The following is a 23,934-nucleotide window of genomic DNA, read 5'->3' on the forward strand; positions in this document are numbered from 1 at the left end:
GGATTTATCCCCATAGGTTGGCATCGGACGGGTGAACCCCGGCGGCGTCGTAGTGCAGGGGGTGATCGCGGTCTTCGGCCAGAAGCAGAGGGCCGTCAAGGTCTGTCCAATCTGCGCCCATGGCCGCGCCTTGCGCCAGAAGCACCGCCGGGGCCATGGCAAGCGATGATCCGACCATGCAGCCGACCATCACCCGAAACCCCATTTGACGCGCAAGATCACGGGTCGCAAGCGCCTCGGTCAGCCCGCCGGTCTTGTCCAGCTTCAGGTTCACCACGTCATACTTTCCCCAAAGCGCGGAAAGGCTGGTGCGGTCATGGCAGCTTTCGTCGGCGCAGACCGGCACCGGGCGGGGCATTTCGGCCAGCATCCCGTCTTGCCCGGCGGGCAGGGGCTGTTCCACCAGTTCCACGCCAAGGCGCAGAAGGTAGGGCGCAAGATCGGTGTAGACCTCGGGCGTCCAGCCTTCGTTGGCGTCAACGATGATCCGGCTGGCAGGCGCCCCGGCGCGGACGGCCTCCAGGCGTGGCATATCGTCGGGGGTGCCAAGTTTTATCTTGAGGATTGGCCGGTGGGCATGGGTGGCGGCCGCCGCGCGCATCGCGTCGGGCGGGGCAAGCGACAGGGTGAAAGCCGTCACCACGGGTCCGGGCGGGGGCAGCCCGGCAAGTGACCAGACCCTTTGACCGGAACGTTTCGCCTCAAGATCCCAAAGCGCGCAGTCCACCGCGTTGCGCGCGGCACCGGGTGGAAGCGCGGTTTGCAGATCGGCGCGGGTGATGCCGTCAGGCAGGGATTCGATCTGGCCGCGCACGCTGTCTTGCGTTTCGCCGTAGCGGGCATAAGGCACACATTCGCCGCGGCCTGTCATCCCGCCACGGGTGATGCTTGTCGTCAGAACGCGCGCCTCGGTCTTGGACCCGCGCGAGATCGTGAAGGTCTGGGCAAGACGGAAGCGGTCTTCGGTGACGGTGATCATGGCATGTCTTCGCGCGGTCCGCGCAAAGCCGCAAGGGTGGACTGCTTGAGGTGATCGCCGGATGGTCGCAATGCTGCGGATGCGAAATCGCCCTTGCGGTCGGATGCGCAAGATTATATCGCAAAGTTGACGATCTGCGAAACTAGATTACCAAAGGCCTAACCGATGAGCTTTCGCTTGCAACCCCCCGCCCCCGCCCGCCCGAACCGCTGCCAGTTGTTCGGTCCCGGCTCGCGGCCTGAACTCTTTGCCAAGATGGCGGCCTCTGCGGCGGATGTGATCAACCTTGACCTTGAAGACTCGGTCGCCCCCGCTGACAAGGCTCAGGCACGGGCCAGTATCATCAAGGCGATTTCCGAGGTGGATTGGGGCCGCAAGACGCTTTCTGTGCGGATAAACGGTCTGGACACGCCATTTTGGTATCGTGACGTGGTGGACCTGCTGGAACAGGCGGGCGATCGGCTGGACCAGATCATGATCCCGAAAGTGGGATGTGCGGCGGATGTCTATGCGGTCGATGCGCTGGTCACCGCCTGCGAGGCGGCGGCGGGGAGGACAAAGCGGATCAGCCTTGAGGTCATCATCGAAACCGCAGCGGGCATTGCCCATGTCGAGGAAATTGCGGCGTCCAGTCCACGCTTGCAGGCGATGAGCCTTGGTGCGGCGGATTTCGCGGCCTCGATGGGGATGCAGACCACGGGCATCGGCGGGACGCAGGAATATTACTACATGCACCGTGACGGGGCAAAGTACTGGTCTGATCCATGGCACTGGGCGCAAGCGGCTATCGTTGCGGCCTGCCGGACGCATGGCGTCTTGCCCGTGGATGGCCCCTTCGGCGATTTCAGCGACGAGGAAGGGTTCCGCGCGCAGGCGCGGCGGTCGGCCACGCTGGGGATGGTGGGCAAATGGGCGATCCACCCCAAGCAGGTGGCGCTGGCCAACGAGGTCTTCACCCCCTCTGACGCCGCAGTGACCGAAGCACGCGAGATTCTGGCGGCGATGGAGGCCGCGAAGGCCGCCGGTCAGGGTGCGGCGGTCTACAAGGGCCGTCTGGTCGATATCGCCAGCATGCGACAGGCCGAAGTGATCGTCCGGCAGGCGGAAATCATCGCCTCAGCGTCATGAATCGTTGACAAACTGCCCGTGAAAAGGGCAGCGTCACCCGGCGTCTGGTTCCAATACGGGCAGACAGCAAAGAATACCTGCGCCGCGCATCAGGGGAGGGGAGGCCCCGCGCGGCAAATGGGAGGATGCACGCCCCGTGGCCCGGCCACGGGGCGCTGCTGTTTGTGGTGCGTTTGCGACAGCGTTGCCCGGGTCAGAGCGCTGCCGCCAGCATCGCCGGGGTCAGCACCGATTGCGCGCGGAGAAAATCCTGCAATTCAGCATACATCGCACGGTTCTTCAGGGCAAAGGACATGGCTGGCTTGATCTCGTCCAGCCGCATGCAAACGGGGATCGGCAGGCCGGTCCAATCGATGAAGGCCTCGATCTTGTGGCTGTTTGAGGGCGTGGTCACGAAGGGACATCCGGCCAGAGCGGCGGCATAAACGCCGTGATGCTGGGCGGTCAGGTAGATCTCGGCGCCGCGGAGGGTGGCGACGATGTCCTCATACGCCGTGCCGCGCATGGTCAGCCGGTCGCCCTCCCATTCGGCAAAGGGGGCGGGGATCAGGCCGTGGTGATGTGCGCCACCGATCACGCGGCCATGCGTCAGCTTGCGGGGCTTACCCTTGGACAAGAAAGCGGGATCGGCCGCAGAGTCGAGAAGGGTAACAGGCGCGCCACCGAAACGGCGGGCAAAGGCGGCGGAGCGCGGCTCGCGCACGGTAAGGAGGGCGAGGCCTGCAAGGATGTCGTCGGCGGGGGCGTCGTATTGCTGGAACAGGGCGTTCACCACGGCGACGCGCTTGCCCTGCCGCTTGCCGCGCTGGATCAGCGACAGCAGAAACCGGGCGCGCGGGCCGGAGTGGTGGATCGTCCCTTCACCGTTGATCATAAGGATGTCGGCAGCATCGAATGCGGCGGCGTCGATGTCGCGCGTGCCGTTGGCGTGGCGGCCGGTGACCACAAGGCCCGCCCCCGCGATGGCGGCGGTCAGCGAGCGCATCACCGCCTTGCAGCCGGCATGCGGCACGTCCGAAGTATCGTTGGCAAGAAAGACGTTCACGGACGGACCTGCGTTCAGGGTTGCGCGCAGGCTAGACGAAGGCTGGCAGGCTGCGCAAGGCCGGGGCTGGCAGTTGCACTTTCACAGAGCTTTGGCCATATAGGATCTCGCGGGAAGATGGAGCGCGCGATGAATTACCTTGAGTTCGAAAAGCCGCTTGCCGAGATCGAGGGCAAGGCTGAAGAACTGCGCGCCATGGCCAAGACCGGCGGCGGCATGGACCTGACAAAAGAGGCCGAGGCGCTGGATCGCCGGGCCGAAGTCGCCTTGCGCGACCTTTATAAAAGCCTGACCCCTTGGCAGAAATGTCAGGTGGCGCGCCATCCTGACCGGCCGCATTGCAGGGACTATGTCGAGGCCCTGTTCACCGAATACACCAGTCTTGCCGGGGATCGGGCCTTTGCCGACGATCACGCCGTGATGGGCGGCATTGCGCGGTTCAACGATCAGCCGGTGGTGGTGATCGGCCATGAAAAGGGCAACGACACCAAGACCCGTATCGAACGCAACTTCGGCATGGCGCGGCCCGAGGGCTATCGCAAGGCCATCCGCCTGATGGATCTGGCCGACCGGTTCCGTCTGCCGGTGATCACGCTGGTGGATACTCCCGGCGCCTATCCCGGCAAGGGCGCCGAAGAACGTGGTCAGGCCGAAGCGATTGCCCGAAGCACCGAAAAATGCCTGACCGTCGGGGTTCCGCTGATTTCGGTGGTGATCGGCGAAGGCGGATCCGGCGGCGCGGTGGCCTTTGCCACGGCAAACCGGGTGGCGATGCTGGAACATTCGGTCTACTCGGTGATCTCGCCAGAAGGCTGCGCCTCGATCCTTTGGAAGGACGCCGAAAAGATGCGCGAAGCGGCCGAGGCCTTGCGGCTGACCGCGCAGGATCTGCAAAAGCTGGGGATCATCGACCGGATCGTGAAAGAGCCGATGGGGGGCGCGCAACGTGCGCCGAAAGAGGCGATTGATGCGGTCGGCAAGGCCATCGAGGCGATGCTGAAGGAATTGTCCGGCAAGAAGCCCGAAGCCCTGATCCGCGACCGGCGGCAGAAGTTTCTGGAGATGGGGTCGAAGGGTCTGGCGGCGTGAACCCGTGGATTGTTCTGGCCGTCGCCGGGCTGTTGGAAATGGGCTGGGCGCTGGGCCTGAAGTATTCGGACGGCTTCACCCGGCTGATCCCTTCGGTCCTTACAATTGTGCTGGCGCTGGGGTCGTTCTGGCTACTGAGCCATGCGATGAAGTCGCTGCCGGTAGGCACGGCCTATGCGGTCTGGGTCGGCATCGGCGCGGTCGGCACCGCGATCGCGGCCGTGTTTCTGTTCGGTGAACAGGTCAATGTCATGCGTGTGTCGGGTATCATGCTGATCCTTGCCGGGATCGTTGCGCTGAAATTCGCTTGATCCGCGTCGCCGCATGTTCTGACCTTGCCTGACCCCGGAGGGTTTCACACCCTCCGGACCTCCCGTGGAGTATTTGGGAAAAGAGCAGGGAGATTTTGGGAAAATTTTAGGGATGCCGTGGGCGGCGGGGTCTGGTCCTTGCGGCTTTGGGGCCGTCAGGCCTTGAACCCGGCTTCGGCCATCAGTTGGTTCGACCGGGTTTCGACATCGGATTCCAGCCGCGCCATGAATTCCGGGATCGGCAGGCCCGGTTCGATGGGGGGCAGGAATTCGACCACGGCCAGCCCGGGTTTGCGCAGGATGCCGCGCTTGGGCCAGAAGACCCCGACATTCGTGGCCACCGGATGGCAGGGCTGGGCGAGTTGTTCGTAAAGCAGGCCCGTGCCAACCTTGTAGGGCTTTCGGACGCCCGGTGCGACGCGGGTGCCTTGGGGGTAGATGATCAGTTGCCCCGGTTCAGCCGTGCCGCGCGCCACATCGGCCTTCATCTTGGCAATCGCCGCCCCGCGTTTGCCCCGGTTCACCGGCACGCAGCCCAGCATCAGCGCGTATTGGCCAAGGAAGGGTGCGTATAGCAGCTCGCGTTTCATCACGAATTTGCCTGCTGGCACGGCATTGAAGATCAGGATGATGTCAAGAAAACTCTGGTGTTTGGCGGCGATCACGGCTTCTGACGTCGGGGGGGTGCCGCGCACCTCGCACTTGAGGCCGCAGAGGATGCGCAGGGTGAAGATTACCCAGACGCAATAGGTCTTGCAGGCGGTTCGGGCGCCATGGCGTGAGAACAGCGCCCATGGCGCGAAGGCCAGCGCGATCACGGCCATGGCCAGATACATCTGGACCACGAAGATCAGCGACAGAACCCAGCGGATTGCGGTCATGTCAGTTCCTTCAGTTTGGCAAATGCGGCGCGGCGGGTGGCAAGGAAGGCAACCAGCGCGGCGATGGGTGGCAGGACCAGCGGCCAAAGCCAGCCGGTCCCGGTAAAGCCAAGCCCGGTCAGGAACCCGCCCGCAGCATCGGCGGCAGGCAGGGCGGCAACACCGGCAACACCCGCAGCCGCGCCCAGCGTGGCCCCGACAAGGGTGCGCAGCGTGAAGCGGCGGACAAAGGCGCGGGCAATGTAGCTGTCTTTCGCCCCGACAAGGCGCAGCACGCGGATCACCTCGGCATTGGCGGCCAGCGCCGCGCGGGCGGCCAGCGTGATCATCGCGGCCATTGCCGCGCCGATCAATGCAATGGACAGGACGCCAAGAAGCCGGATCCGGCCCGCTGCCTCGGCCAGGGGGCGGCGCCAGCGGGTGTGATCGTCCAGAAGTGCGCCGGGGGCTTCTGCGGCAAGGCGCTGGCGCAGGCCCTCGGCGTCATAGCCCGGATCGGCCTCGACCACTTCGAACAGGCGCGGGATCGGCAGCGCCTCGATCGGCAGACCGGGGCCGAACCAGGGCTCCAACAGGGCGCGGGTTTCGGCGTCGTCGATGGCGCGGAAGCTGGCAATGCCGGGGGTGGTGGCCAAGAGCGCAAGGATAGCGTCGGTCTGAAGCTGCACCTGTTCAGGTGGGGCGGACAGCCGGATCGTGGCGGTGCGGGCCAAGGCTTCGGACCAGCGGTCGGCCAGACGGCCCGAGGCAAGCGACAGCGCCAGCGCAAAGACGCACAGGAAAGCCATCGCCCCCGCCGTGAAGCTGGTCAGCCAGACTGTCGGGCCAGAGGGCGGCACCACCTGAAGCGCGCGGGTCGCGGGGCTGGCAGGTTTCGCGGCGGGCGGCCTCACAGATCGGCCCCCGCAAGCTGGATGCGGTGATTGGAAATCCGCAAGACCCGGGCCTGAAGCTGCGCCTTGGCCTGACGGATCAGGTTCAGGTCATGCGTGGCCATAAGGATCGTCTTGCCCATGCGGTTCAACTCGACCAGCAAGGTCAGGATGCGCAACGACATTTCCCAATCGACATTGCCGGTGGGTTCGTCGGCAAGGATCACGTCAGGGTCCACGATCACCGCCCGTGCCAGCGCCGCCCGCTGACGCTCCCCACCCGAAAGCTGGGGCGGCAGGGCGCTGGACAGATGGCTTAGCCCGACCCAATCCAGCAGATCGTCCAGATCCTGAGGGGCGCTTTCCCGTTCTGATACGGTGAAAGGCAGGGCCATGTTGGCGGCCAGCGACAAGTGATCAAGGAACTTGCAGTCCTGATGCACGATCCCGATCCGCCGCCGGGTGCGGGCCACGTCATCGCGCGACAGGCTGGTGACATCGCGGTCAAACAAGGTGACGCGGCCCGTGGTGGGCAATAGCTCGGCATAGGCCAGCTTGAGGAATGTCGATTTGCCAGACCCGGAAGGCCCGGTCAGAAAGTGGAACGACCCCGGTGCCAGCCGCAACGAAACGTCGGACAGAAGTTCCCCCCCGCTGTAGCTGTAGGCCGCATTCTCGAAGGCGATCACGACAGGCCCTCCACCCGGGTTCCGGTTCAATTGATGCTTCACGCCGTGCAGAGACGCCACCCGACTGCGCTTTCCATCGCACAGGGGGAAACGATTGCACAAGAGTGCGCGACAAACCCTTGGAACAACAGGAATTAGGGTTTACAAAGCGACGAGGGGAGCCGGAAACAGGCTTTGAGGGACAAGAATGCGGTTGGTTTGCCCGAAATGTGAGGCCAAGTACGAAGTGCCTGACGACGCGATCCCGGATACTGGCCGGGACGTTCAATGCGCGAATTGCGGACATGCGTGGTTCCAGATGCGCGCAAGGCCTGCTGCGGCTGCGGAGGCGGTTGCCGCTGTCACCCAACCAACGCCAGACCCGGTTGCAGACCCGTTGCCGCAAGCCGTCGCGTCCTTGGACGCCAAGCCTGAGGGCGACGCACCAAAGACCGAACCAGCGCAGCCGGAAGCGGTTTCGACGGAAGAATCGTCCGAGGATGAGGATCTGCCCCGGACATCACCTGTCGAAGCGGAAATCCGGTCAGAGCCAGAGCCTGAAACCGCGCCTGCCGCCAATGCTGGCGCGCCCGCCGAAGATGAAGCCGGGGCAAGGAAGCCTGCCGCCTATGCGGTCGATGATGGCGTTCTTGCAATCCTGCGCGAAGAGGCAGAGCGCGAGGCGATCGCGCGGAGGGTCGAGGCGATCCCGCTGGAAACCCAACCCGGGCTCGGGATTGATTCAGCCATGCCGGGCGCGCCGCCGATTGCAGGTGCCATGTCTGGCACCGATACAGATGTCGGCGCAAAGCCGGCCGCCCGGCGCGATCTGTTGCCGGATGTCGAAGAGATCAACTCGACCTTGCGCCCGTCAGAGGTTGCCACGGACGAAGCGGCAAGCGCAGCTCTGGCTGCGGAACAGGACGGGCGCAGCGGCTTTCGCAGCGGCTTTCTGCTGGTCATGGCTCTCGCGATCCTTGGTGCGGCTGTCTATATCGGGGCGCCTCGGCTTTCTGCCGCAGTCCCCTCGCTTGCCAAGCCCTTGGCGGCCTATGTTGGTGCGGTTGATGGTCTGCGGCTGAACCTGGACGGATTGATGCGGTCCGCCACCATCGCAATCAACGGCGAGTAGGCTCTGGACTGACCAAATCGGCTTGCTCCTCGGCTGGCAGGCCTTTATCCCTGCTGGCCAAGCCATCGCCCGCGAGGAGCCGCCATGACCAACCAGCGTTTCGACAAGTCCAAGCTTCCCAGCCGTCACGTGACCGAAGGGCCGGCGCGCGCGCCGCACCGCAGCTATTTCTACGCGATGGGGATCACGGAAGAAGAGATCCACCAGCCCTGGGTTGGCGTCGCGACCTGCTGGAACGAAGCAGCGCCTTGCAACATCGCGCTGAACCGTCAGGCGCAGATCGTCAAGCACGGCGTCAAGAAGGGTGGCGGCACCCCGCGTGAGTTCACCACCATCACCGTGACCGATGGCATCGCAATGGGACATGAAGGCATGCGGTCGTCGCTGGCCTCGCGCGATGCGATTGCCGATACGGTGGAACTGACGATGCGCGGCCACTGCTATGACGCGCTGGTCGGTCTGGCGGGCTGCGACAAATCCCTTCCGGGGATGATGATGGCGATGGTTCGCCTCAACGTGCCTTCGGTCTTCATCTATGGCGGATCAATCCTGCCGGGCCGCTACAAGGGGCAGGACATCACCGTTCAGGACATGTTCGAAGCCGTCGGCAAGGTTCAGGCCGGCAACATGTCGGAAGCGGAACTTGACATCATGGAACGGGTTGCCTGTCCGTCCTCGGGTGCCTGCGGGGCGCAGTATACCGCCAACACCATGGCCTGCGTGTCCGAAGCCATCGGCCTTGCGCTGCTGAATTCCTCTGGCGCCCCCGCGCCCTATGAAAGCCGCGACCAGTATGGCGAGGCGTCGGGCGTGTCGGTCATGACCCTGATCGAAAAGAATATCCGCGCGCGTGATGTCGTGACCCGCAAGTCGCTGGAAAACGCCGCCCGCGTGGTGGGTTGCACCGGTGGCAGCACCAACGCCGCGCTGCATCTGCCCGCCATCGCGCATGAGGCGGGCATCGATTTCGACCTTTTTGACGTGGCCGCGATCATGAAGGACACGCCCTATTTCGTCGACCTTCGCCCGGGCGGGAAATATGTGGCCAAAGACCTTTACGAGGTTGGCGGTGTGGCCGTGGTGATGAAGGAACTGGCGAAAGAGGGGCTTTTGCACCTTGATTGCATGACCGCCAGCGGCAAGACGCTGGGCGAGTCGCTGGAGGAAATCCAGGGCGATGCCGATGGCAGGGTGATCTATCACATCAACTCGCCCATCACTAAAACCGGGGGCGTCGTTGCGCTCAAGGGCAACGTGGCACCGGATGGGGCGATCGTGAAGGTTGCCGGGATGACGCCGGAAGAGCAGGTCTTTTCTGGCCCGGCCCGCGTCTTTGAATGTGAGGAAGAGGCGTTCGAAGCCGTCAAGAAGCGCGAATACAAGGAAGGCGAGGTGATCGTCATCCGCAATGAAGGCCCGGCCGGTGGCCCGGGGATGCGCGAAATGCTTTCGACCACGGCGGCACTGTCGGGTCAGGGCATGGGCAAGAAGGTGGCCCTGATCACCGACGGTCGTTTCTCTGGCGCGACCCGTGGCTTCTGCGTTGGCCACGTTGGCCCGGAGGCCGCGCATGGCGGTCCGATTGCCCTTTTGCAGAACGGCGACATCATCACCCTGAACGCCATCACCGGAGAGCTTTCGGTGAACGTGTCGGATGAGGAAATGGCCAAGCGGCGCGCCGATTGGAAAGGCCCGCGCAAGACGGCCTATACCTCTGGTGCCGTTCATAAATTTGCCAAACTGGTGGGCGGCGCGCGCTGGGGGGCGGTGACGCATCCGGGGGCGAAGGCCGAAAGCCACGTCTACATGGACCAGTAAGCCAAGGCCATGGCCCGGCGCCTTTCGCAGATTCTGGACCAGTGGCGCCTGCGCAAGGTGCAGGACCACTGGTCAAGGGTTGCCGATACCTCCGGGGCAATGGACCCTTTCGCCCTCCGCGCCTTGCGGGCAGAGGCTTGGGCGATGCGGCGGCAGATTGATCGGGTGCTGCATGTCGCCGACCACCGCCTTGCGGTTTCCGCCCCGGGCGCTGGCTTGCCGCGTGCGCCGTTGGGGACCGATTGGGCATGGCGACCCGACGTCTGGCGCGGCCCGATCCCGACGCCCGGTGCCGTGGCCAAGGATGCGCGCACGGCGATCAGCAATGATCTGGCGGCCTATCATGATTGCCCCTTGGGCGAGGTGGTTCTGCGCCAGATCCGCAATACGGCCGAACCCGACCGCGCGCCCTTCGGCCTGACGCTGGATGTATTCGGCTTCCGTGGATCCTTTCTGTCACTTGCGGTCTCGCTGCCCGAAGCGGCGGTGTCTGGCCTAAAGGCCCGGCATCTGATCCGTGTGGATGCGCTGATCGATTGTGATCGGCCAGTCCGGGGGTTTGTCCGGCTGAACATCAAGCATGGGCCGAACATCGAACAGATGGTCAGCGCACTTGCCCCGGACGGGCGCGAAAAACTGGTGGAATTCGACCTCGCCTATGCCGGGATCGATGAGGCGCGGGTCGAACGGGCGTGGCTTGACCTGATCCTGAATGACGCTGCGATGACCCGCATTACCTTGCGCGACCTTGCGGTAAGCCGCCGTCCGCGTGCTGAAATCTGAGGGCCAAGATGACTGATCAGACTGGCGTCACCCTGATCCAGACCCGCATCGCCGGGGGCGTCTGGGAGGGTTTGCTTGCAGGGGCCGAGGGGAATGCCCCCGCGCTTGAAGCCCGGCATCAGGACCGGGCCTTGGATGGGGTCGAACTGGTGGCCATTGCCGGCAAACCGGGCAGCTTTGCCGTGCGCGTGCCGATCCCGGCTTCGGTCCTGTGCGAAGGGGTGCAGACCGTGCTGCTGCATGTCGGCGGCAAGTTTCTGGGACAATTCACCGTGATTTCCGGCGTTCCGCTGGAAGAAGACCTGCGTGCTGAGATCAGCCTGCTGCGCGCCGAACTTGACCTGCTCAAACGGGCCTTTCAGCGCCATTGCGCCGAAAAACTGCGCTAGGGTCTGCCCTGCCCGTCCAAGATTGGTCACCCCCAGGTCGGGTGAAACCTGCCTGCCGGTGACGATGTGAAAATCTCGCATCCCGTCGCGGTGACACCGACCGAATGTTCAAACTGTGCCGAAAGCGACTTGTCGCGGGTCACGGCTGTCCAGTCGTCGGCCAGCACCTTCGTCTCCGGGCGTCCAAGGTTCACCATCGGCTCGATGGTGAAGAACATGCCCTCCTCCAGCACCGGACCGGACCCCGGACGACCATAATGCAGCACGTTCGGCGGGGCATGGAAAACACGCCCAAGCCCGTGGCCGCAGAAATCGCGCACCACCGACATGCGCTGGGCTTCGACATAAGACTGGATCGCATGACCGATGTCGCCAAAGGTGTTGCCCGGCTTTACCGCCGCAATGCCCCGCATCAGGCCTTCGTGGGTAACCTCGATCAGCCGTGCGGCCTTGCGCGGCAACGCGCCGGCCACATACATCCGGCTGGTGTCGCCAAACCAGCCATCGACGATCACCGTCACATCGACATTCAGGATGTCGCCGTCAGCCAGCAGCTTTGGTCCCGGAATCCCGTGGCAGACCACATGGTTGACCGAAATGCACGAGGCGTGCCGATAACCCTTGTAGCCAATCGTGGCCGAGGTGACACCGCGCCGCTTGATCTCATCGGTGATGAAATCGTCGATTGCGGCGGTTGTCGTGCCGGGGACCACCAGCGGGGCCACCGAGTCAAGAATTTCAGCGGCGACGCGACCTGCGGCACGCATGCCCGCGAAATCCGCGTCCTCGTAGATGCGGATGCCGTCCTTTGTGATCCTTGCGCGCAACTCGTCCAATGCGGGTCTCCTTCCGGCCCTATTTAGGCATCTCGTGCGGGATTGGCCAGAGGCGCGGGGTTTGAAAGCCTGGGCCGCAGGGCTATACCCGCAGATGTGAAGCAGGGAGTGCAGATGCCATGACCAATCCAACCGCGGCCATGCTGGTGATCGGCGATGAAATCCTGTCGGGCCGGACCCGTGATTCGAACATGCACCACCTGGCGCAGGAACTGACCCGGATCGGCATTTCGCTGCGCGAAGTGCGGGTCGTGGCCGATGTGCATGACGAGATTGTCGCCGCACTGCGGGCGCTGTCACCCGCCTTTACCCATGTCTTCACCAGCGGCGGCATCGGGCCGACGCATGATGACATCACCGCCGATGCCGTGGCTGCGGCGCTGCGGGCAAAGATCGGCCAGCGCGCCGATGCGATGGCGCTGCTGCAAGCCCATTACGACCGCGCGGGCCTGCCTTTCAACGAAGCTCGGCAGCGCATGGCGCGCATCCCCGAAGGCGCCACGCTGATCGACAATCCGGTGTCCATTGCCCCCGGCTTCACGCTGGGGAATGTGCATGTCATGGCGGGGGTGCCGAACATCTTTCAGGCCATGGTCGCCAGCGTGTTGCCGAAGCTGACCGGAGGGCCGCCGCTCCTGAGCCAGTCCCTGCGCGTCGCAAGGGGCGAGGGTGAGATCGCCGGCCCATTTGGGGCGCTGGCGGCCGAATATCCTGATCTGTCGATGGGGTCTTACCCGTTCCTGCAAAACGGCGCGCATGGCACCAATCTGGTGATCCGCGGCACCGATCCGGCGCGGGTGGACGAGGCGATGGTCCGTCTGACCCGGCTTTTCGGATGACCCCCGACCAGCTTGCCACCGTGATGGAGGCGACATGGCCCCCCGCACGCCTTTGGCGCGACGGACCCTTTGCGCTGCGCGACGGGGCGGGCGGTGGAAAACGGGTGTCTGCGGCAAGTGTCGCGGGCGACTGGACCGATGCCGATCTTGCAGCGCTTGAGGCCGGGATGGCCCAGCCACTGGTCATGGTTGGTGCCGAAGATCAACGCCTTGATGCGGCGCTTGCGGCGCGGGGCTGGCTGATTGTCGACCCGGTTGTCGCCTATGCCGCCCCGGTTGCGGCGCTGATGGCCGATCTGCCGCCCCTTGCGGCCTTCCCGCACTGGCCGCCGTTGCAGATTGCCCGCACGATCTGGGATGACGCTGGAATCGGCTCGGCGCGCCTTCGGGTGATGGACCGGGTGACGGGCGCGAAGACTGCACTTCTGGCCCGTATGGGTGACCGCCCTGCCGGGGTTGCCTTTGCCGCCTGCCATGGTTCCGACGCGATGCTGCATGCGCTGGAGGTGCGTCCAGCCTTTCGCCGTCAGGGCGTGGGCGAGGTTCTGTTGCGCGCCGCTGCCAACTGGGCGGCTGCCGCAGGGGCCGATCGGCTGTCGCTGGTGGTAACCGCGCGGAACATGGCTGCCCGCGCGCTCTACGCTCGCCTTGGGATGCAAGTTGTGGGACAGTATCATTACCGAATGAAATGATCGCGGAAAGCGGCCCGGGCAGTGCGGCACACGAACACACTGGCGTTATCCCTGATCTGGGCCTTTCTGGCCCTGCCCGCCCATGCCCTGACGCTTGATCTGCCGGCCAAGGTCATCGCTGAAGAACGGCGCAGCGCCCTGCCGGGAAGCTATGCGCTGCCACTGGCCCCGTTCGACGGAATCGGCGTGCCAGCGCGGCAGGTCGAGGGCGCATTGGACCAGCGGGCCTTTCAGCTTGAAGCTCCGGGAAAGACGACCCTTGCGGTGATGGCCCCCCTGCGGGATCAGGTGGTGGCGGCGGGCTATACCATCCTGTTCGAATGCGAGACCCGGGCTTGTGGCGGGTTTGACTTCCGGTTCGCAACCGAGGTGATTCCCGAACCGGAGATGCACGTCGACATTGGCGACTACCGCTTTCTGTCGGCCGAAAAGGACGGCGAGGCGGTGTCGATTCTCGTCAGCCGCTCGATCTATTCCGCATTTGTCCAGATTACCCGGGTGACTGCCGCGCCCATTGCCGAGGTGCCGGTGCAAGCTGTTGTCAGTCTTGACGACCCTGCGCTTTCGGGCGGGTTTGATGCGAGGCCTGTCGGCGATGCCAACATCGGAATTGCCCTTGATGAACGCGGCAGCGCGGTGCTGGAGGATCTGGTCTTCGCCAGCGGTGCAGCGGCCTTGGCGGATGGGGACTATGCTTCGCTTGCTGCTGTGGCGGGCTGGCTCAAGGCCAACCCGAACGCAACCATCGCGCTGGTCGGCCACACCGATGCTTCGGGAAGCCTGGCGGCCAACATCGCGCTGTCGGAACGCCGGGCCACGGCTGTCGCGCAAGCGCTGATCGAGATCCACGGTGTCGACCGCGCGCGCATTTCAGCCGAAGGCGTGGGCTTTCTGGCCCCCCGCGCCACCAATCAGACCGAAGACGGCCGACAGAAAAATCGACGGGTCGAGGTCATAGTGACCTCGACCCGCTAGCAGGCCGCTGAGGGGGACGCGGCCTGAAGGCCTACCAGTTTTCGGGGCCTTTTTCGGTGTAGCGCTTGGCCAGAAAGTCGATGAAGGCGCGGACCTTGGGTTGGGTGAAGCGGCCCGGCGGATAGACTGCGTAAATGCCCAGCGTTTCCAACGGCAGACCGGGAATCGCTTCCTCCACCAACCCTTGCCGCATTGCGTCAGCGTAAAGGAAGCTGGGCAGGTAGGCGATACCAAGGCCAGAAATCGCGGCGTTCAGCAAGGATTGCCCGTCATTCACGGTAAGCCAGCCAACCGACCGCACCTGCCGCTTTTCGCCTGACGGGGCGGTAATCTTCCAGACATTGCCATTGGCCTGATTGGAATAGTGCAGAAGCTTGTGGTCGTTCAGATCGTCGATCTTCTGCGGCCTCCCGAATTTCTGGAAATAGGCCGGCGCACCGATCATCCGCTTGGTCGTCTCGGTCAGCTTGCGGGCGCGAAGACTGCTGTCTTCCAGATCGCCGACGCGGATGGCCATGTCGAAGCCTTCGCTGATCAGTTCCACATAGCGGTTGTTCAGGACCATGTTGACTGTGATGTCGGGATATTCGAGCAGGAAGTCCCCAAGGATCGGTGACAGAAGGTTGACCCCGAAATCAGTGGCAACCGATACACGCAACAACCCCGAAGGCGCGGACTGCATCGAGGTGACCAGCGCATCTGCCTCGCCCGCGTCGTTCAGAACACGGCGGGCGCGGTCATAATAGGCAAGGCCGATTTCTGTCGGGCTGACACGTCGGGTGGTGCGGTTCAAGAGCCGCGCGCCCAGCCGGGCCTCCAGCGCCGAGACGTGCTTTGACACCGCCGACTTGGAGATTCCCATCTTCTTGGCCGCGTCGGTGAAGCCGCCTTGATCCACGACAGTGGCGAAAGCCTCCATTTCGGTGAGTCGATCCATTGTTGCCCTCGTTGTGGCATCACACGCCTTATGACATTCAGGTGTCGCCGGGAAATCAGGCAGGATGGCGGCAAACGCGCGACCTATCCGGGGTATTGTCAGGGATCGTTCATGGCAGAGAAACGGCCGTGTCCGCTGAAACGCGACAATCCATTGCCGGTAGGGGGCTGAACGACGTTCGAAAAAGGGACTATGCAGACAGTGAAGGCGTAAAATGGCGGGCTGGTACCAGATCTTGTGCGCCTTGGCATCGGGATCACGGCAGGTTGCGGTTGTTGCCCGGAATGACCCCCCATCAGCCAGTATGGCTTGCCTTTGGCTGGGCCTCAGGCCGTCAGGACGGATCTGATCGGCGACCGCATCCTTGGCATTGTTGCAAGGATAGCGGTTCCAAGGATGAGGCCGCGATCGGCTACGGCCTGACTGTTGCGCCCGTCAGGGGTGACGGATGCCCGGCAATCACAGCCTTGCCGCCAGACGCGCGCCCTGATCAATTGCGCGCTTGGCGTCAAGTTCGGCTGCCACATCCGCCCCACCGATCAGATGGTGGGGGATACCGCGATGTTTCAGCGCCTCGGACAGCCCCCTGTCCGGGATCTGCCCGGCGCAAAGCACCACGGCATCAACCGCAAGCAACTCGGGCCGCTCGTGGTTGGGGCCATGGCTGATCATCAGGCCATCGGCCGTGATCCGTTCGTAATTGACTCCGCCCTGCATCCGCACGCGTTTCATCGCCAGACTTGCCCGGTGGATCCAGCCGGTTGTCTTGCCAAGACCCCGCCCCGGCCTTTCTGCCTTGCGCTGCAACAGATGCACCTCGCGGGCCGGGGGCAGTGGCGCCGGGCCGTCGGGTGCAAGGCCGCCGCGCGCCTGCCATGGCAGCGAAACCCCCCATTCGGCGCGCCAGATCGCAGGATCAAGCGTGGGGCTGACACCGGCATGCACCAGCGTTTCGGCCACGTCGAACCCGATGCCACCCGCCCCCACAATGGCCACGCGCGGCCCGACCTCCGCCCCCCGCAGCACGTCAATGTAACTGAACACACTCGCCCCGGGTTCAGTTGGAATCCCCGGATCGCGCGGGGTGACGCCGGTGGCAAGGATCACCTCGTCAAAGCCCGAAAGATCATCGGGCGTGGCCTCAGCGCCAAGCCGAAGGGTGACCCCGGCCTGCCCGAGCGCGGCGGCGAACCAGTCCACCAGTCCGTGAAACTCTTCCTTGCCCGGCACCTGCCTGGCCAGATTGAGCTGCCCGCCCACGCTATTCGCTCTGTCAAACAGGGTGACGGCATGGCCTCGTTCCGCCGCGACGATGGCCGCCATCATGCCTGCGGGACCAGCCCCCACCACCGCCACGCGCTTGGGCTGTGGTGCTGGGGCATAGGTCAATTCCGTTTCATGGCAGGCGCGCGGGTTCACAAGGCATGAGGTCAGCTTGCCGGAAAAGGTATGGTCCAGACAGGCCTGATTGCAGGCGATGCAGGGCGCGATTTCCGCCGACCGGCCCGCCGCCGCCTTGGCGATGAACGCCTCATCGGCCAGCCACGGCCTTGCCATTGACACCATGTCGGCCACCCCGCGCGCCAACAGGTCTTCGGCCAGCTCGGGCGTGTTGATCCGGTTCGAGGTGATGACCGGGATGCCCACCTCGGGACGAAGCCGTGCGGTCAGATCGGCAAAGGCCGCGCGAGGGACAGAGGTGGCAATGGTCGGCACCCGCGCCTCGTGCCAGCCGATGCCGGTGTTCAGGACCGAGGCCCCGGCGGCTTCGATGGCCTTGGCCAGTTGGATCACCTCGTCCCAGCTTGACCCGTCCGGCACAAGGTCGATCAGCGAGATGCGGTAGATCAGCACCGCCCCCGGCCCGATGGCGGCGCGGACGCGGGCCACCACCTCAACCGGCAGACGCATGCGGTTTTCGTAAGGCCCGCCCCAGCGGTCGGTACGACGGTTGGTGTGGGTGACAAGAAACTGGTTCAGGAAATAGCCTTCCGACCCCATCACCTCGACCCCGTCATAGCCCGCCTCGATGGCACGGGCGGCGGCGGCAGCGATGTCCGTGATCTGCTTTTCGATCCCCGCCGCGTCCAGTTCGCGCGGGGCAAAGGGTGAGATCGGGGATTTCACCGCCGAGGGTGCGACGCAATCCTTGCCATAGGCATAGCGGCCCGCATGCAGGATCTGCATGGCGATATGGCCGCCTTCGGCATGGACGGCATCGGTCACACGGCGATGGTTGGCGATATCGGTGGCTGAAAACAGGCCGGCGGCACCGGGGAAAACCCCGCCCTCGGCGTTGGGGGCCATGCCGCCGGTCACGATCAGACCGGCACCTCCACGCGCGCGCGCGGCGTAGAAGGCGGCGACGCGGCCCCAGTCGCCGGTTTCCTCCAGCCCGGTATGCATCGACCCCATCAGACTGCGATTGCGCAAGCGGACAGTGCCAAGCGTGATCGGGTCAAGCAGGTGCGGATAGCTGGACATGGACGGTCTCCCTTGCCTGCAGCAGCATGGACTGGCCAATGGTGTGAGTCACCCGCAACGCGGCGTCATTCACAGGTGCAAAAGGGCGGGCAGGTCCGTCATAACCGGAAACAGCGGAATTCCCAGCGCCAGCAAGCCTCGTGCCGGGGGCGTATCTGGCCCAAGGGGCGCGTAGCCAAGGCAACGGATGCCCGCCGCCAGCGCCGCGCGTGCGCCTGCCGGGCTGTCTTCGATCACCACGCAATCAGCAGGGGCCGCGCCACAGGCAATGGCTGCGGCAAGATAGACATCCGGCGCGGGCTTCGGTCTTCCAATCGCTTGCCCGGACAGGACGGCCCGAAAGCGCGGGATCAGACCGTGCTGGCCAAGGGTGATCTGCATCTTCTGTGGCGGCCCGTTCGAAGCAACGGCATAGGGAACACCCGCAGCATCAAGCGCACCCAGAACCCCGAGGATACCCGGAATCAGCGGAGCCTCCCGCGCCAGCATTGCGTTCATCCGCAGGTAGAAGTCCGCCACCCAGCCATCCGGCAAGGTCGCCCCGGCGGCGCGGGCGCGGGCGGCTACCGTTTCGATCGTGCCGCCGATATAGTCGGTTTCCAACTGATGCAGCGTCAGGGGCAGGCCATGCGCGGCAAGATCATCCAGCAAAAGTGCGCAGGTCGGGCCTTCGCTGTCGATGATCACGCCATCGCAATCAAACAGAACGGCGGCGGGGCGGGTCATGCCTGATTCCAGACAGCATCCAGTGCAATGGGCGGGGGCGGCGGCAGGTCCGTCATCGGGCGGTCATTCATTCCGGGCCTCGCAACAGGGTGACGACGGTATCGCCATAGCGGCGCTGGTCGCGCTGGTCAAAGCCGGCTGGTGGCAAGAGCGGGGTGCTTTCCTCCCAGACGATCATCGCCCCGGGGGCAAGCCAGCCGCCTTTTGCGGCTTGGGCAAGGGCAGCTTCGCCCAAGGCCTTGCCATAGGGCGGGTCAAGAAAGACCAGCGTGAAGGGCGCGCCGGGGTTTGGCGGCAGGCGGGTCGCGTCTTGCCGCAGGATCCGGGTTTCGCCTTCGGCCCGCATCTTGGCGATGTTCGCGCGCAAAAGCACCAGTGCCTTGGCCCCGTCATCGACAAAGACCGCCTCTGCCGCGCCCCGGCTGAGTGCCTCCAGCCCCAGTGCGCCGGTGCCTGCGAACAGGTCCAGCACCCGGGCGCCTGTCACAAGGTTGCCTTGCGTGCCGTTGACCAGAAGGTTGAAGATCGCCTCGCGCACCCGGTCCGAGGTGGGGCGCAGATGTGCAGCCATGTCACCATCACCCACATCGGCCAGTTTCAGGCCGCGACGGGTGCCGCCGATGATCCTCATGCCTTGAGCAGGGCCTTCAGGTCCGGCGCCGAGGCAATGACATCCGGCGCCGGGCTTTTGCCCATCTCGATCAGTCGCTTGCCGACCATATAGGCGCGGGCGTCGTTCATCGCGTCCACGGCCAGCAGCGTATCGCCCTGATAATACCAGAAGCTGACTGCCTCGCCCTCGCCGGGACGAGTGATGATCCGGTCATAGCCGGTGTTCAGCCCGGCAATCTGAAGTTTCAGGTCGAACTGGTCTGACCAGAACCACGGCTTTGCCTCATAGGGTTGACCCGCACCCAGCATGTTCGCTGCGACCGCTTCAGCCTGATCGATGGCGTTGCCGACCGATTCCAGCCGCAGCCGCCCACCCCGCCACGGGAACGAGGCGCAATCTCCCGCCGCCCAGATCGCCGGATCCGAAGTCCGGCCCAGGGCATCCGTTGCGATGCCGTTGTCGATGGTCAGCCCGGCAGCTTCGGCCAGTTGCGTATTCGGGGTGATCCCGACCCCGACGATGACGAAATCGGCGGGCAATTCGCGCCCGTCCTGCAACAGCGCCCCGGTGACGCGGCTGTCCCCGACCAGCCGGTCAAGGCCCGTCGCTTCCAGCACGGTCACACCATGCGCCTGATGCAGCGCGCGGACATAGTTCGAGGTTTCGGGCGATGCGACCCGTTGCAGGATGCGTGGCGCCATTTCCAGAACCGTGACCGAAAGCCCCAGCTTTGAGGCCACCGCCGCCGCTTCCAGCCCGATATAGCCGCCACCGACGATGATGACCCGGCGGCCGGGCTGAAATTCGGCACGCATGGCATCAACATCGGCCAGCGTGCGGACGGTAAAGACACCCTCCAAGGCACCGCCGAGGGCGGCAGGCAGGCGACGGGGGGTTGATCCGGTGGCCAGCGCCAAGGCGTCATAGGCCAGCGCCTCGCCACCGACGGCCACGGTTCTGGCAACTGGGTCAAGGCCCGTCACCGGTTGGCCCAGCCGCAGGTCTATCGCGTGGTCCGCCCAGAACTCCGGGGCGCGCAGCCAGAGGCGTTCTTCCTCCATCTCGCCCAGAAGATAGGCCTTTGAAAGGGGCGGGCGCTGGTAGGGTGGTGCGGGTTCGTCGCCCAGCATCACGATCTCGCCGTCATGCCCCGATGCGCGGAGTTTTGCTGCCAATGCGGCCCCGGCCTGTCCGGCTCCGACAATCACCACACGCATCCCATTCCTCCTCTGGCAAGTTCTGCGGCGGACCCTATAACCCAAGGGGCGCAGGGTGCAATGCACCGACAGAAAGGGACAGGGAAAATGACGATCACCACCGGAACAAGACTGCCAGAGGCGAACCTCGTGACCATGGGGGCCGATGGTCCGGAAGTCGTAAGCCTTGCTGACAAGCTGAAAGGTCGCAAGGTGGTGGTTTTCGCGCTGCCGGGTGCTTTCACCGGGCCTTGCTCGACCATCCACATGCCGTCTTTCGTGCGCACCGCCGATGCCATCCGCGCCAAGGGGGTGGACGAGATCATCTGCATCGCCGTCAACGATCCCTTCACACTGAAGGCGTGGGGCGAAGCCACGGGGGCCACCAAGGCCGGCATCGCGCTGATGGGCGATGCCGACGGATCCTTCACCAAGGCGCTGGGCATGGACTTCACCGCGCCGCAGATCGGGCTATACGGCCGGTCCAACCGCTATGCGCTGGTGCTGGAGGACGGCATCGTGACGGTGGCGAACATCGACGAACCCGCGCAATGCAAGATCTCGGTCGGCGAGGAACTTCTGGCGCAGCTCTAGCGCTGGCATCCTGCCCCCTTGGCAAAGGGGGGGCAGGGTATCCTGCCGGTCCGGCGACTGTTCAGGCCAGTCTGTTCAGGCCAGTCGCGACCGGGCTTCGCAAAGGCAGGTGACAGGCTCGCCATGGTCGCGCTGGATCCCAGCCTCGGGGGCGAACCTGTCCATCGCGCGGGCAAGGTCGATGTCGAGGCGGCTGAGGCCGTTGCAGTCATGCGTGGTCAGCGTCACGTCCACCACGTTGTAGACATTGCGCCATTCCGGGTGATGGTTCAGCTTTTCCGCCGCCAGCGCCGCGCGGGACATGAAACCCCAGGCTTCCGAAAAGCTGCGGAACTTCCAGATCTTGCGAATGGCGTCCTTGCCCGGCACTGCGGCCCAGCCGGTTTCGGCAAGCGGCGGCAAATGGATCTTGCGGTCTTCGGTTGACATCAGGTCTGCCATCGTAGCCTCCATTGATTGGGTCTATTCCCGTCCTTCGGACCGGCGGAAGGGGCCGTAGCTGGTCAGAACTTCGATCTCTTGCCCCACGGCTTGCCGCTCTGCCTCAAGATAGCGCGCGACGGCCTTGCGAAAACCGGGGTCGGCGATCCAGTGCAGCGAATGTGTTTCCACCGGCAGATAGCCGCGCGCCAGCTTGTGTTCGCCCTGCGCCCCGGCCTCGACCCGGCCAAGCCCGTGGGCGATGGCCCAATCGATGGCCTGATAGTAGCACAGTTCGAAATGCAGGCAGGGATGATCTTCAACCGCGCCCCAATAGCGGCCAAACAGGGTATCGCGGCCGATGAAATTAAGTGCGCCCGCAACCGGGCGCGCGCCATCGAAGGCAAGGACAAGAAGCATGTCGTTCCGCATCGTCTCATGCAACAGCTCGAACGCGCGGCGCGTCAGGTAAGGGGTTCCCCATTTCCGCGCGCCGGTATCCTGGTAGAATCGCCAGAAGGCATCCCAATGCTGCGGCTGGATCGCGTCGCCGGTCAGAGGCAGGATCGTCAGGCCGCCCGATTGCGCGGTGTCACGTTCCTTGCGGATCATCTTGCGCTTGCGGCTTGACAGGTCTGACAGGAAGTCGTCGAAGGTGGCGTAACCCCGGTTCAGCCAGTGAAACTGCTGTGTGATGCGGTGCAGCGTGTCGTCAATGCCGGTCAGCGCCTTGGCCTCATCCGCGGTGCAGAACGTGGCGTGCAGCGAGGACAACTGGTTTTGGGCCGCAACACCGATTGCGGCGCGCAGCAGCGTTTCGCGGTATTCGGGTGGGCCAAGAAAGCGGCGACCGGTGGCTGGGGTAAACGGCACCGCGATTTGCAGCTTCGGATAATAGCGCCCGCCCGCCCGTTCCAGTGCATCGGCCCAGCCGTGGTCGAAGATGTATTCGCCCTGACTGTGGGATTTCACATAAAGCGGCGTGGCGGCCAGCAGGCACCCGGCATCATGCAGGGCCAGCGGTCGCGCCTGCCAGCCGGTTCCCGGTCCGGTTGACCCTGACGCCTCCAGCGCGAGCAGGAAACGGTGGGTGGTGAAAGGGTCAATGGGCCGTCCGGTTGCCTGTTCGGGGGCAGCGACCGCGTCCCAATCGGTGGCGGCGATCTCGGCAAGGCTGTCGTGCAGGATCAGATCGGCCATTGCGGGTTCCCATTGCGGGGGTTCGGGGGTTTTGCCCCCCCGAACCCCCGCAGAGTATTTTCGAAAAGAGCAAGTGGCCCGGGAAGGGCTGGCGTCAAGCCGGAAGCGCGGCGCGGTAGCCTTCGAAGGTCACGTTATCGGCGACGTGGCGGGCAAGCGCCTCATCTTCGGGCGAGCGGATTGTCCAGCACAGGATCGTGGCCCCCATCGCTTTCAGCTCATTCAGGCGCGGGCGGGCCAGATCGGCGGCCTCATGGCTGACGAAACCGGCGCCGGTCGCTTCGTAATCCGGGATGTCGCGCAGCCGGTCACAGATGTCTTCGGGCAGCGGCGCCCAGTCTGCCGGGTCATAGGCCGAGGTGGTGATCCCGCGCGGGATATCGGGTGCAAGCCGGGCCATGTGATGCACCGAAGACGGGTTGAAGGACATCACGGCCACCGGACCTTGATAGTCTTGCAGCGCCTCAGCGGTTGCGGCTTCCAGCCGGCCATCGGTTGGACCCATGGTCAGCGACTGATCCTTGATCTCGATCAGAAGCGGCACCCGGCCAGCAACAACGGCCAGCACATCGGCCAGCGTCGGGATCGTGTCGGCGCTGTCTTTCAGGCGGATTCCGGTCAGGTCTGCGGCGGTGCGGGCCGCGACCGGGCCGGTTTCATCGGTCAGCCGGTCAAGGGTTTCGTCGTGAAACACCATGGCTACACCGTCTGACGACAGTTGCAGGTCAATCTCGATCCCGTAGCCCGCCTCGATCGCTGATCTGATCGCCGCTGGCGAGTTTTCAATGCGCCCGGTCGTCCGGTCATGCAGGGCGCGGTGCGCCAGGGGCAGATCAAGAAACGCGTGCGGCAGGGGAATGCGGGTCATTTCAGCTCGAAGATGGCTTCGATCTCGACCGCGACGCCGAGGGGCAGCGAGGCGGCCGATACGGCCGAGCGCGCGTGGCGGCCCGCTTCGTCAAGCACGGCTACAAGGAAATCAGACGCACCGTTGATCACCTTTGGCTGGTCGGTGAAATCGGCGGTGGAGTTCACGAAGCCCACCAGTTTTACCGCGCGGTTCAGCCGGTCCCAGTCGCCGCCACAGGCTTTCTTCAGTTGAGCAAGCAGCGAGATTGCACAGCGCCGCGCGGCCTCGGCCCCCTGTTCGACGGCGAGGTCTTCGCCAAGGCGACCCTTGATCAGCCCGGCTTCGTTCTGGCTGATCTGGCCAGAGATGTGGACAAGGTTTCCCACCACCACGAACGGCACATAATTGGCGGCCGGGGCGGGCGCATCGGGAAGGGTCACGCCAAGTTCTGCAAGGCGGGTTTCGATCGGGTGCATG

At 64.6% G+C, this 23,934-nt stretch carries 26 protein-coding genes and 1 pseudogene; 12 read left to right on the forward strand and 15 right to left on the reverse strand.

Translation table 11 applies throughout. The features are described from left to right. Positions 1-4 precede the first annotated feature (4 nt). On the reverse strand, positions 5-979 hold the full coding sequence (gene dgcA, locus QUV21_RS11905; RefSeq protein ID WP_300855169.1) for an N-acetyl-D-Glu racemase DgcA: 975 nt from the start codon (positions 977-979) through the stop codon (positions 5-7). A 165-nt stretch (positions 980-1,144) separates the two neighbouring features. Between dgcA and QUV21_RS11910 the strand changes: the two genes are divergently transcribed. Beyond that, entirely contained in the window at positions 1,145-2,107 is a 963-nt protein-coding gene (locus QUV21_RS11910; RefSeq protein WP_300855170.1) for an L-malyl-CoA/beta-methylmalyl-CoA lyase, read from the forward strand. 193 nt (positions 2,108-2,300) lie between these two features. On the opposite strand, the gene QUV21_RS11915 is transcribed toward QUV21_RS11910, so the two are convergent. Then, the gene (locus QUV21_RS11915) at positions 2,301-3,152 is read right to left on the reverse strand and encodes a polysaccharide pyruvyl transferase family protein (protein ID WP_300855171.1); all 852 of its coding nucleotides are present in this window, start codon (positions 3,150-3,152) and stop codon (positions 2,301-2,303) included. Between the two features lie 129 nt (positions 3,153-3,281). Here QUV21_RS11915 and QUV21_RS11920 point away from each other — a divergent pair, with 129 nt between their 5' ends. Both QUV21_RS11920 and sugE read left to right on the forward strand, forming a co-directional pair. Further along, the gene (locus QUV21_RS11920) at positions 3,282-4,241 is read left to right on the forward strand and encodes an acetyl-CoA carboxylase carboxyltransferase subunit alpha (RefSeq protein WP_300855172.1); all 960 of its coding nucleotides are present in this window, start codon (positions 3,282-3,284) and stop codon (positions 4,239-4,241) included. After that, positions 4,238-4,552, forward strand: coding sequence for a quaternary ammonium compound efflux SMR transporter SugE (gene sugE / locus QUV21_RS11925; protein WP_300855173.1), 315 nt, complete (start codon positions 4,238-4,240; stop codon positions 4,550-4,552). Before QUV21_RS11920 ends, sugE begins: the two co-directional genes overlap by 4 nt. 155 nt (positions 4,553-4,707) lie before the next feature. Here sugE and QUV21_RS11930 read toward each other — a convergent pair whose 3' ends face one another. From QUV21_RS11930 to QUV21_RS11940, 3 genes are read right to left on the reverse strand one after another with little or no spacing between them, the layout of a single operon-like run. Continuing rightward, entirely contained in the window at positions 4,708-5,433 is a 726-nt protein-coding gene (locus QUV21_RS11930) for a lysophospholipid acyltransferase family protein (RefSeq protein ID WP_300855174.1), read from the reverse strand. Further along, positions 5,430-6,326 carry a cell division protein FtsX gene (locus tag QUV21_RS11935; protein WP_300855175.1) on the reverse strand — a complete coding sequence of 299 codons (897 nt, stop codon included), beginning with the start codon at positions 6,324-6,326 and terminating at the stop codon, positions 5,430-5,432. Before QUV21_RS11935 ends, QUV21_RS11930 begins: the two co-directional genes overlap by 4 nt. Further along, complete coding sequence (locus tag QUV21_RS11940; RefSeq protein WP_300855176.1) at positions 6,323-6,994, reverse strand: ATP-binding cassette domain-containing protein; 672 nt, start codon at positions 6,992-6,994, stop codon at positions 6,323-6,325. Before QUV21_RS11940 ends, QUV21_RS11935 begins: the two co-directional genes overlap by 4 nt. A 187-nt stretch (positions 6,995-7,181) precedes the next feature. Between QUV21_RS11940 and QUV21_RS17810 the strand changes: the two are divergent. The 5 genes and pseudogenes from QUV21_RS17810 to QUV21_RS11960 all read left to right on the forward strand — a co-directional run. After that, positions 7,182-7,277: pseudogene (locus QUV21_RS17810) on the forward strand (zinc-ribbon domain-containing protein); the annotation flags it as partial. A gap of 15 nt (positions 7,278-7,292) precedes the next feature. Continuing rightward, positions 7,293-8,105, forward strand: coding sequence for a hypothetical protein (locus QUV21_RS11945; protein ID WP_300855177.1), 813 nt, complete (start codon positions 7,293-7,295; stop codon positions 8,103-8,105). Between the two features lie 84 nt (positions 8,106-8,189). Next, positions 8,190-9,923, forward strand: coding sequence for a dihydroxy-acid dehydratase (gene ilvD, locus QUV21_RS11950; protein ID WP_300855178.1), 1,734 nt, complete (start codon positions 8,190-8,192; stop codon positions 9,921-9,923). 9 nt (positions 9,924-9,932) lie between these two features. Further along, a complete protein-coding gene (locus QUV21_RS11955; RefSeq protein WP_300855179.1) occupies positions 9,933-10,706 on the forward strand; it encodes a DUF6478 family protein in 774 nt (257 codons plus the stop codon). Between the two features lie 8 nt (positions 10,707-10,714). Then, positions 10,715-11,095, forward strand: a complete 381-nt coding sequence (locus QUV21_RS11960; RefSeq protein WP_300855180.1) for a hypothetical protein — start codon at positions 10,715-10,717, stop codon at positions 11,093-11,095. A 26-nt stretch (positions 11,096-11,121) separates the two neighbouring features. Here QUV21_RS11960 and map read toward each other — a convergent pair whose 3' ends face one another. Beyond that, a complete protein-coding gene (gene map / locus QUV21_RS11965) occupies positions 11,122-11,931 on the reverse strand; it encodes a type I methionyl aminopeptidase (RefSeq protein WP_300855183.1) in 810 nt (269 codons plus the stop codon). Positions 11,932-12,050: 119 nt separating this feature from the next. Between map and QUV21_RS11970 the strand changes: the two genes are divergently transcribed. From QUV21_RS11970 to QUV21_RS11980, 3 genes are read left to right on the forward strand one after another with little or no spacing between them, the layout of a single operon-like run. Further along, positions 12,051-12,770, forward strand: a complete 720-nt coding sequence (locus QUV21_RS11970) for a molybdopterin-binding protein (protein ID WP_300855184.1) — start codon at positions 12,051-12,053, stop codon at positions 12,768-12,770. Next, the gene (locus QUV21_RS11975) at positions 12,767-13,462 is read left to right on the forward strand and encodes a GNAT family N-acetyltransferase (protein ID WP_300855185.1); all 696 of its coding nucleotides are present in this window, start codon (positions 12,767-12,769) and stop codon (positions 13,460-13,462) included. The genes QUV21_RS11970 and QUV21_RS11975 overlap by 4 nt, the downstream gene beginning before the upstream one ends. Before the next feature lie 21 nt (positions 13,463-13,483). Further along, entirely contained in the window at positions 13,484-14,437 is a 954-nt protein-coding gene (locus QUV21_RS11980) for an OmpA family protein (RefSeq protein WP_300855186.1), read from the forward strand. Positions 14,438-14,468: 31 nt separating this feature from the next. On the opposite strand, the gene QUV21_RS11985 is transcribed toward QUV21_RS11980, so the two are convergent. From QUV21_RS11985 to QUV21_RS12005, 5 genes are all read right to left on the reverse strand, one after another. After that, complete coding sequence (locus QUV21_RS11985; RefSeq protein WP_300855187.1) at positions 14,469-15,374, reverse strand: LysR family transcriptional regulator; 906 nt, start codon at positions 15,372-15,374, stop codon at positions 14,469-14,471. A gap of 459 nt (positions 15,375-15,833) precedes the next feature. After that, positions 15,834-17,858, reverse strand: a complete 2,025-nt coding sequence (locus QUV21_RS11990; protein ID WP_300855188.1) for an NADPH-dependent 2,4-dienoyl-CoA reductase — start codon at positions 17,856-17,858, stop codon at positions 15,834-15,836. 69 nt (positions 17,859-17,927) lie between these two features. Next, entirely contained in the window at positions 17,928-18,584 is a 657-nt protein-coding gene (locus QUV21_RS11995; RefSeq protein ID WP_300855189.1) for an HAD family phosphatase, read from the reverse strand. Between the two features lie 67 nt (positions 18,585-18,651). Beyond that, positions 18,652-19,215: a 16S rRNA (guanine(966)-N(2))-methyltransferase RsmD gene (rsmD, locus tag QUV21_RS12000; protein ID WP_300855190.1), complete on the reverse strand. Its 564-nt coding sequence runs from the start codon at positions 19,213-19,215 to the stop codon at positions 18,652-18,654. Continuing rightward, a complete protein-coding gene (locus QUV21_RS12005) occupies positions 19,212-20,414 on the reverse strand; it encodes an FAD-dependent oxidoreductase (protein WP_300855191.1) in 1,203 nt (400 codons plus the stop codon). Before QUV21_RS12005 ends, rsmD begins: the two co-directional genes overlap by 4 nt. Positions 20,415-20,501: 87 nt before the next feature. Between QUV21_RS12005 and QUV21_RS12010 the strand changes: the two genes are divergently transcribed. Further along, positions 20,502-20,987, forward strand: a complete 486-nt coding sequence (locus QUV21_RS12010) for a peroxiredoxin (RefSeq protein ID WP_300855192.1) — start codon at positions 20,502-20,504, stop codon at positions 20,985-20,987. Between the two features lie 75 nt (positions 20,988-21,062). On the opposite strand, the gene QUV21_RS12015 is transcribed toward QUV21_RS12010, so the two are convergent. From QUV21_RS12015 to QUV21_RS12030, 4 genes are all read right to left on the reverse strand, one after another. Beyond that, a complete protein-coding gene (locus QUV21_RS12015; RefSeq protein ID WP_300855193.1) occupies positions 21,063-21,428 on the reverse strand; it encodes a 4a-hydroxytetrahydrobiopterin dehydratase in 366 nt (121 codons plus the stop codon). A 21-nt stretch (positions 21,429-21,449) separates the two neighbouring features. Then, positions 21,450-22,607 (reverse strand): GNAT family N-acetyltransferase, encoded by a 1,158-nt coding sequence (locus tag QUV21_RS12020; RefSeq protein WP_300855194.1) that lies wholly within the window; start codon positions 22,605-22,607, stop codon positions 21,450-21,452. A 94-nt stretch (positions 22,608-22,701) separates the two neighbouring features. Beyond that, complete coding sequence (locus QUV21_RS12025; RefSeq protein WP_300855195.1) at positions 22,702-23,475, reverse strand: glycerophosphodiester phosphodiesterase family protein; 774 nt, start codon at positions 23,473-23,475, stop codon at positions 22,702-22,704. After that, positions 23,472-23,933, reverse strand: coding sequence for a RidA family protein (locus QUV21_RS12030; protein ID WP_300855197.1), 462 nt, complete (start codon positions 23,931-23,933; stop codon positions 23,472-23,474). The genes QUV21_RS12025 and QUV21_RS12030 overlap by 4 nt, the downstream gene beginning before the upstream one ends. Position 23,934: the final 1 nt, after the last annotated feature.

Origin of the sequence: Tabrizicola sp. (genome assembly GCF_030373185.1) — a bacterium.
In the GTDB taxonomy this organism is placed as follows: Bacteria; Pseudomonadota; Alphaproteobacteria; order Rhodobacterales; family Rhodobacteraceae; genus Tabrizicola.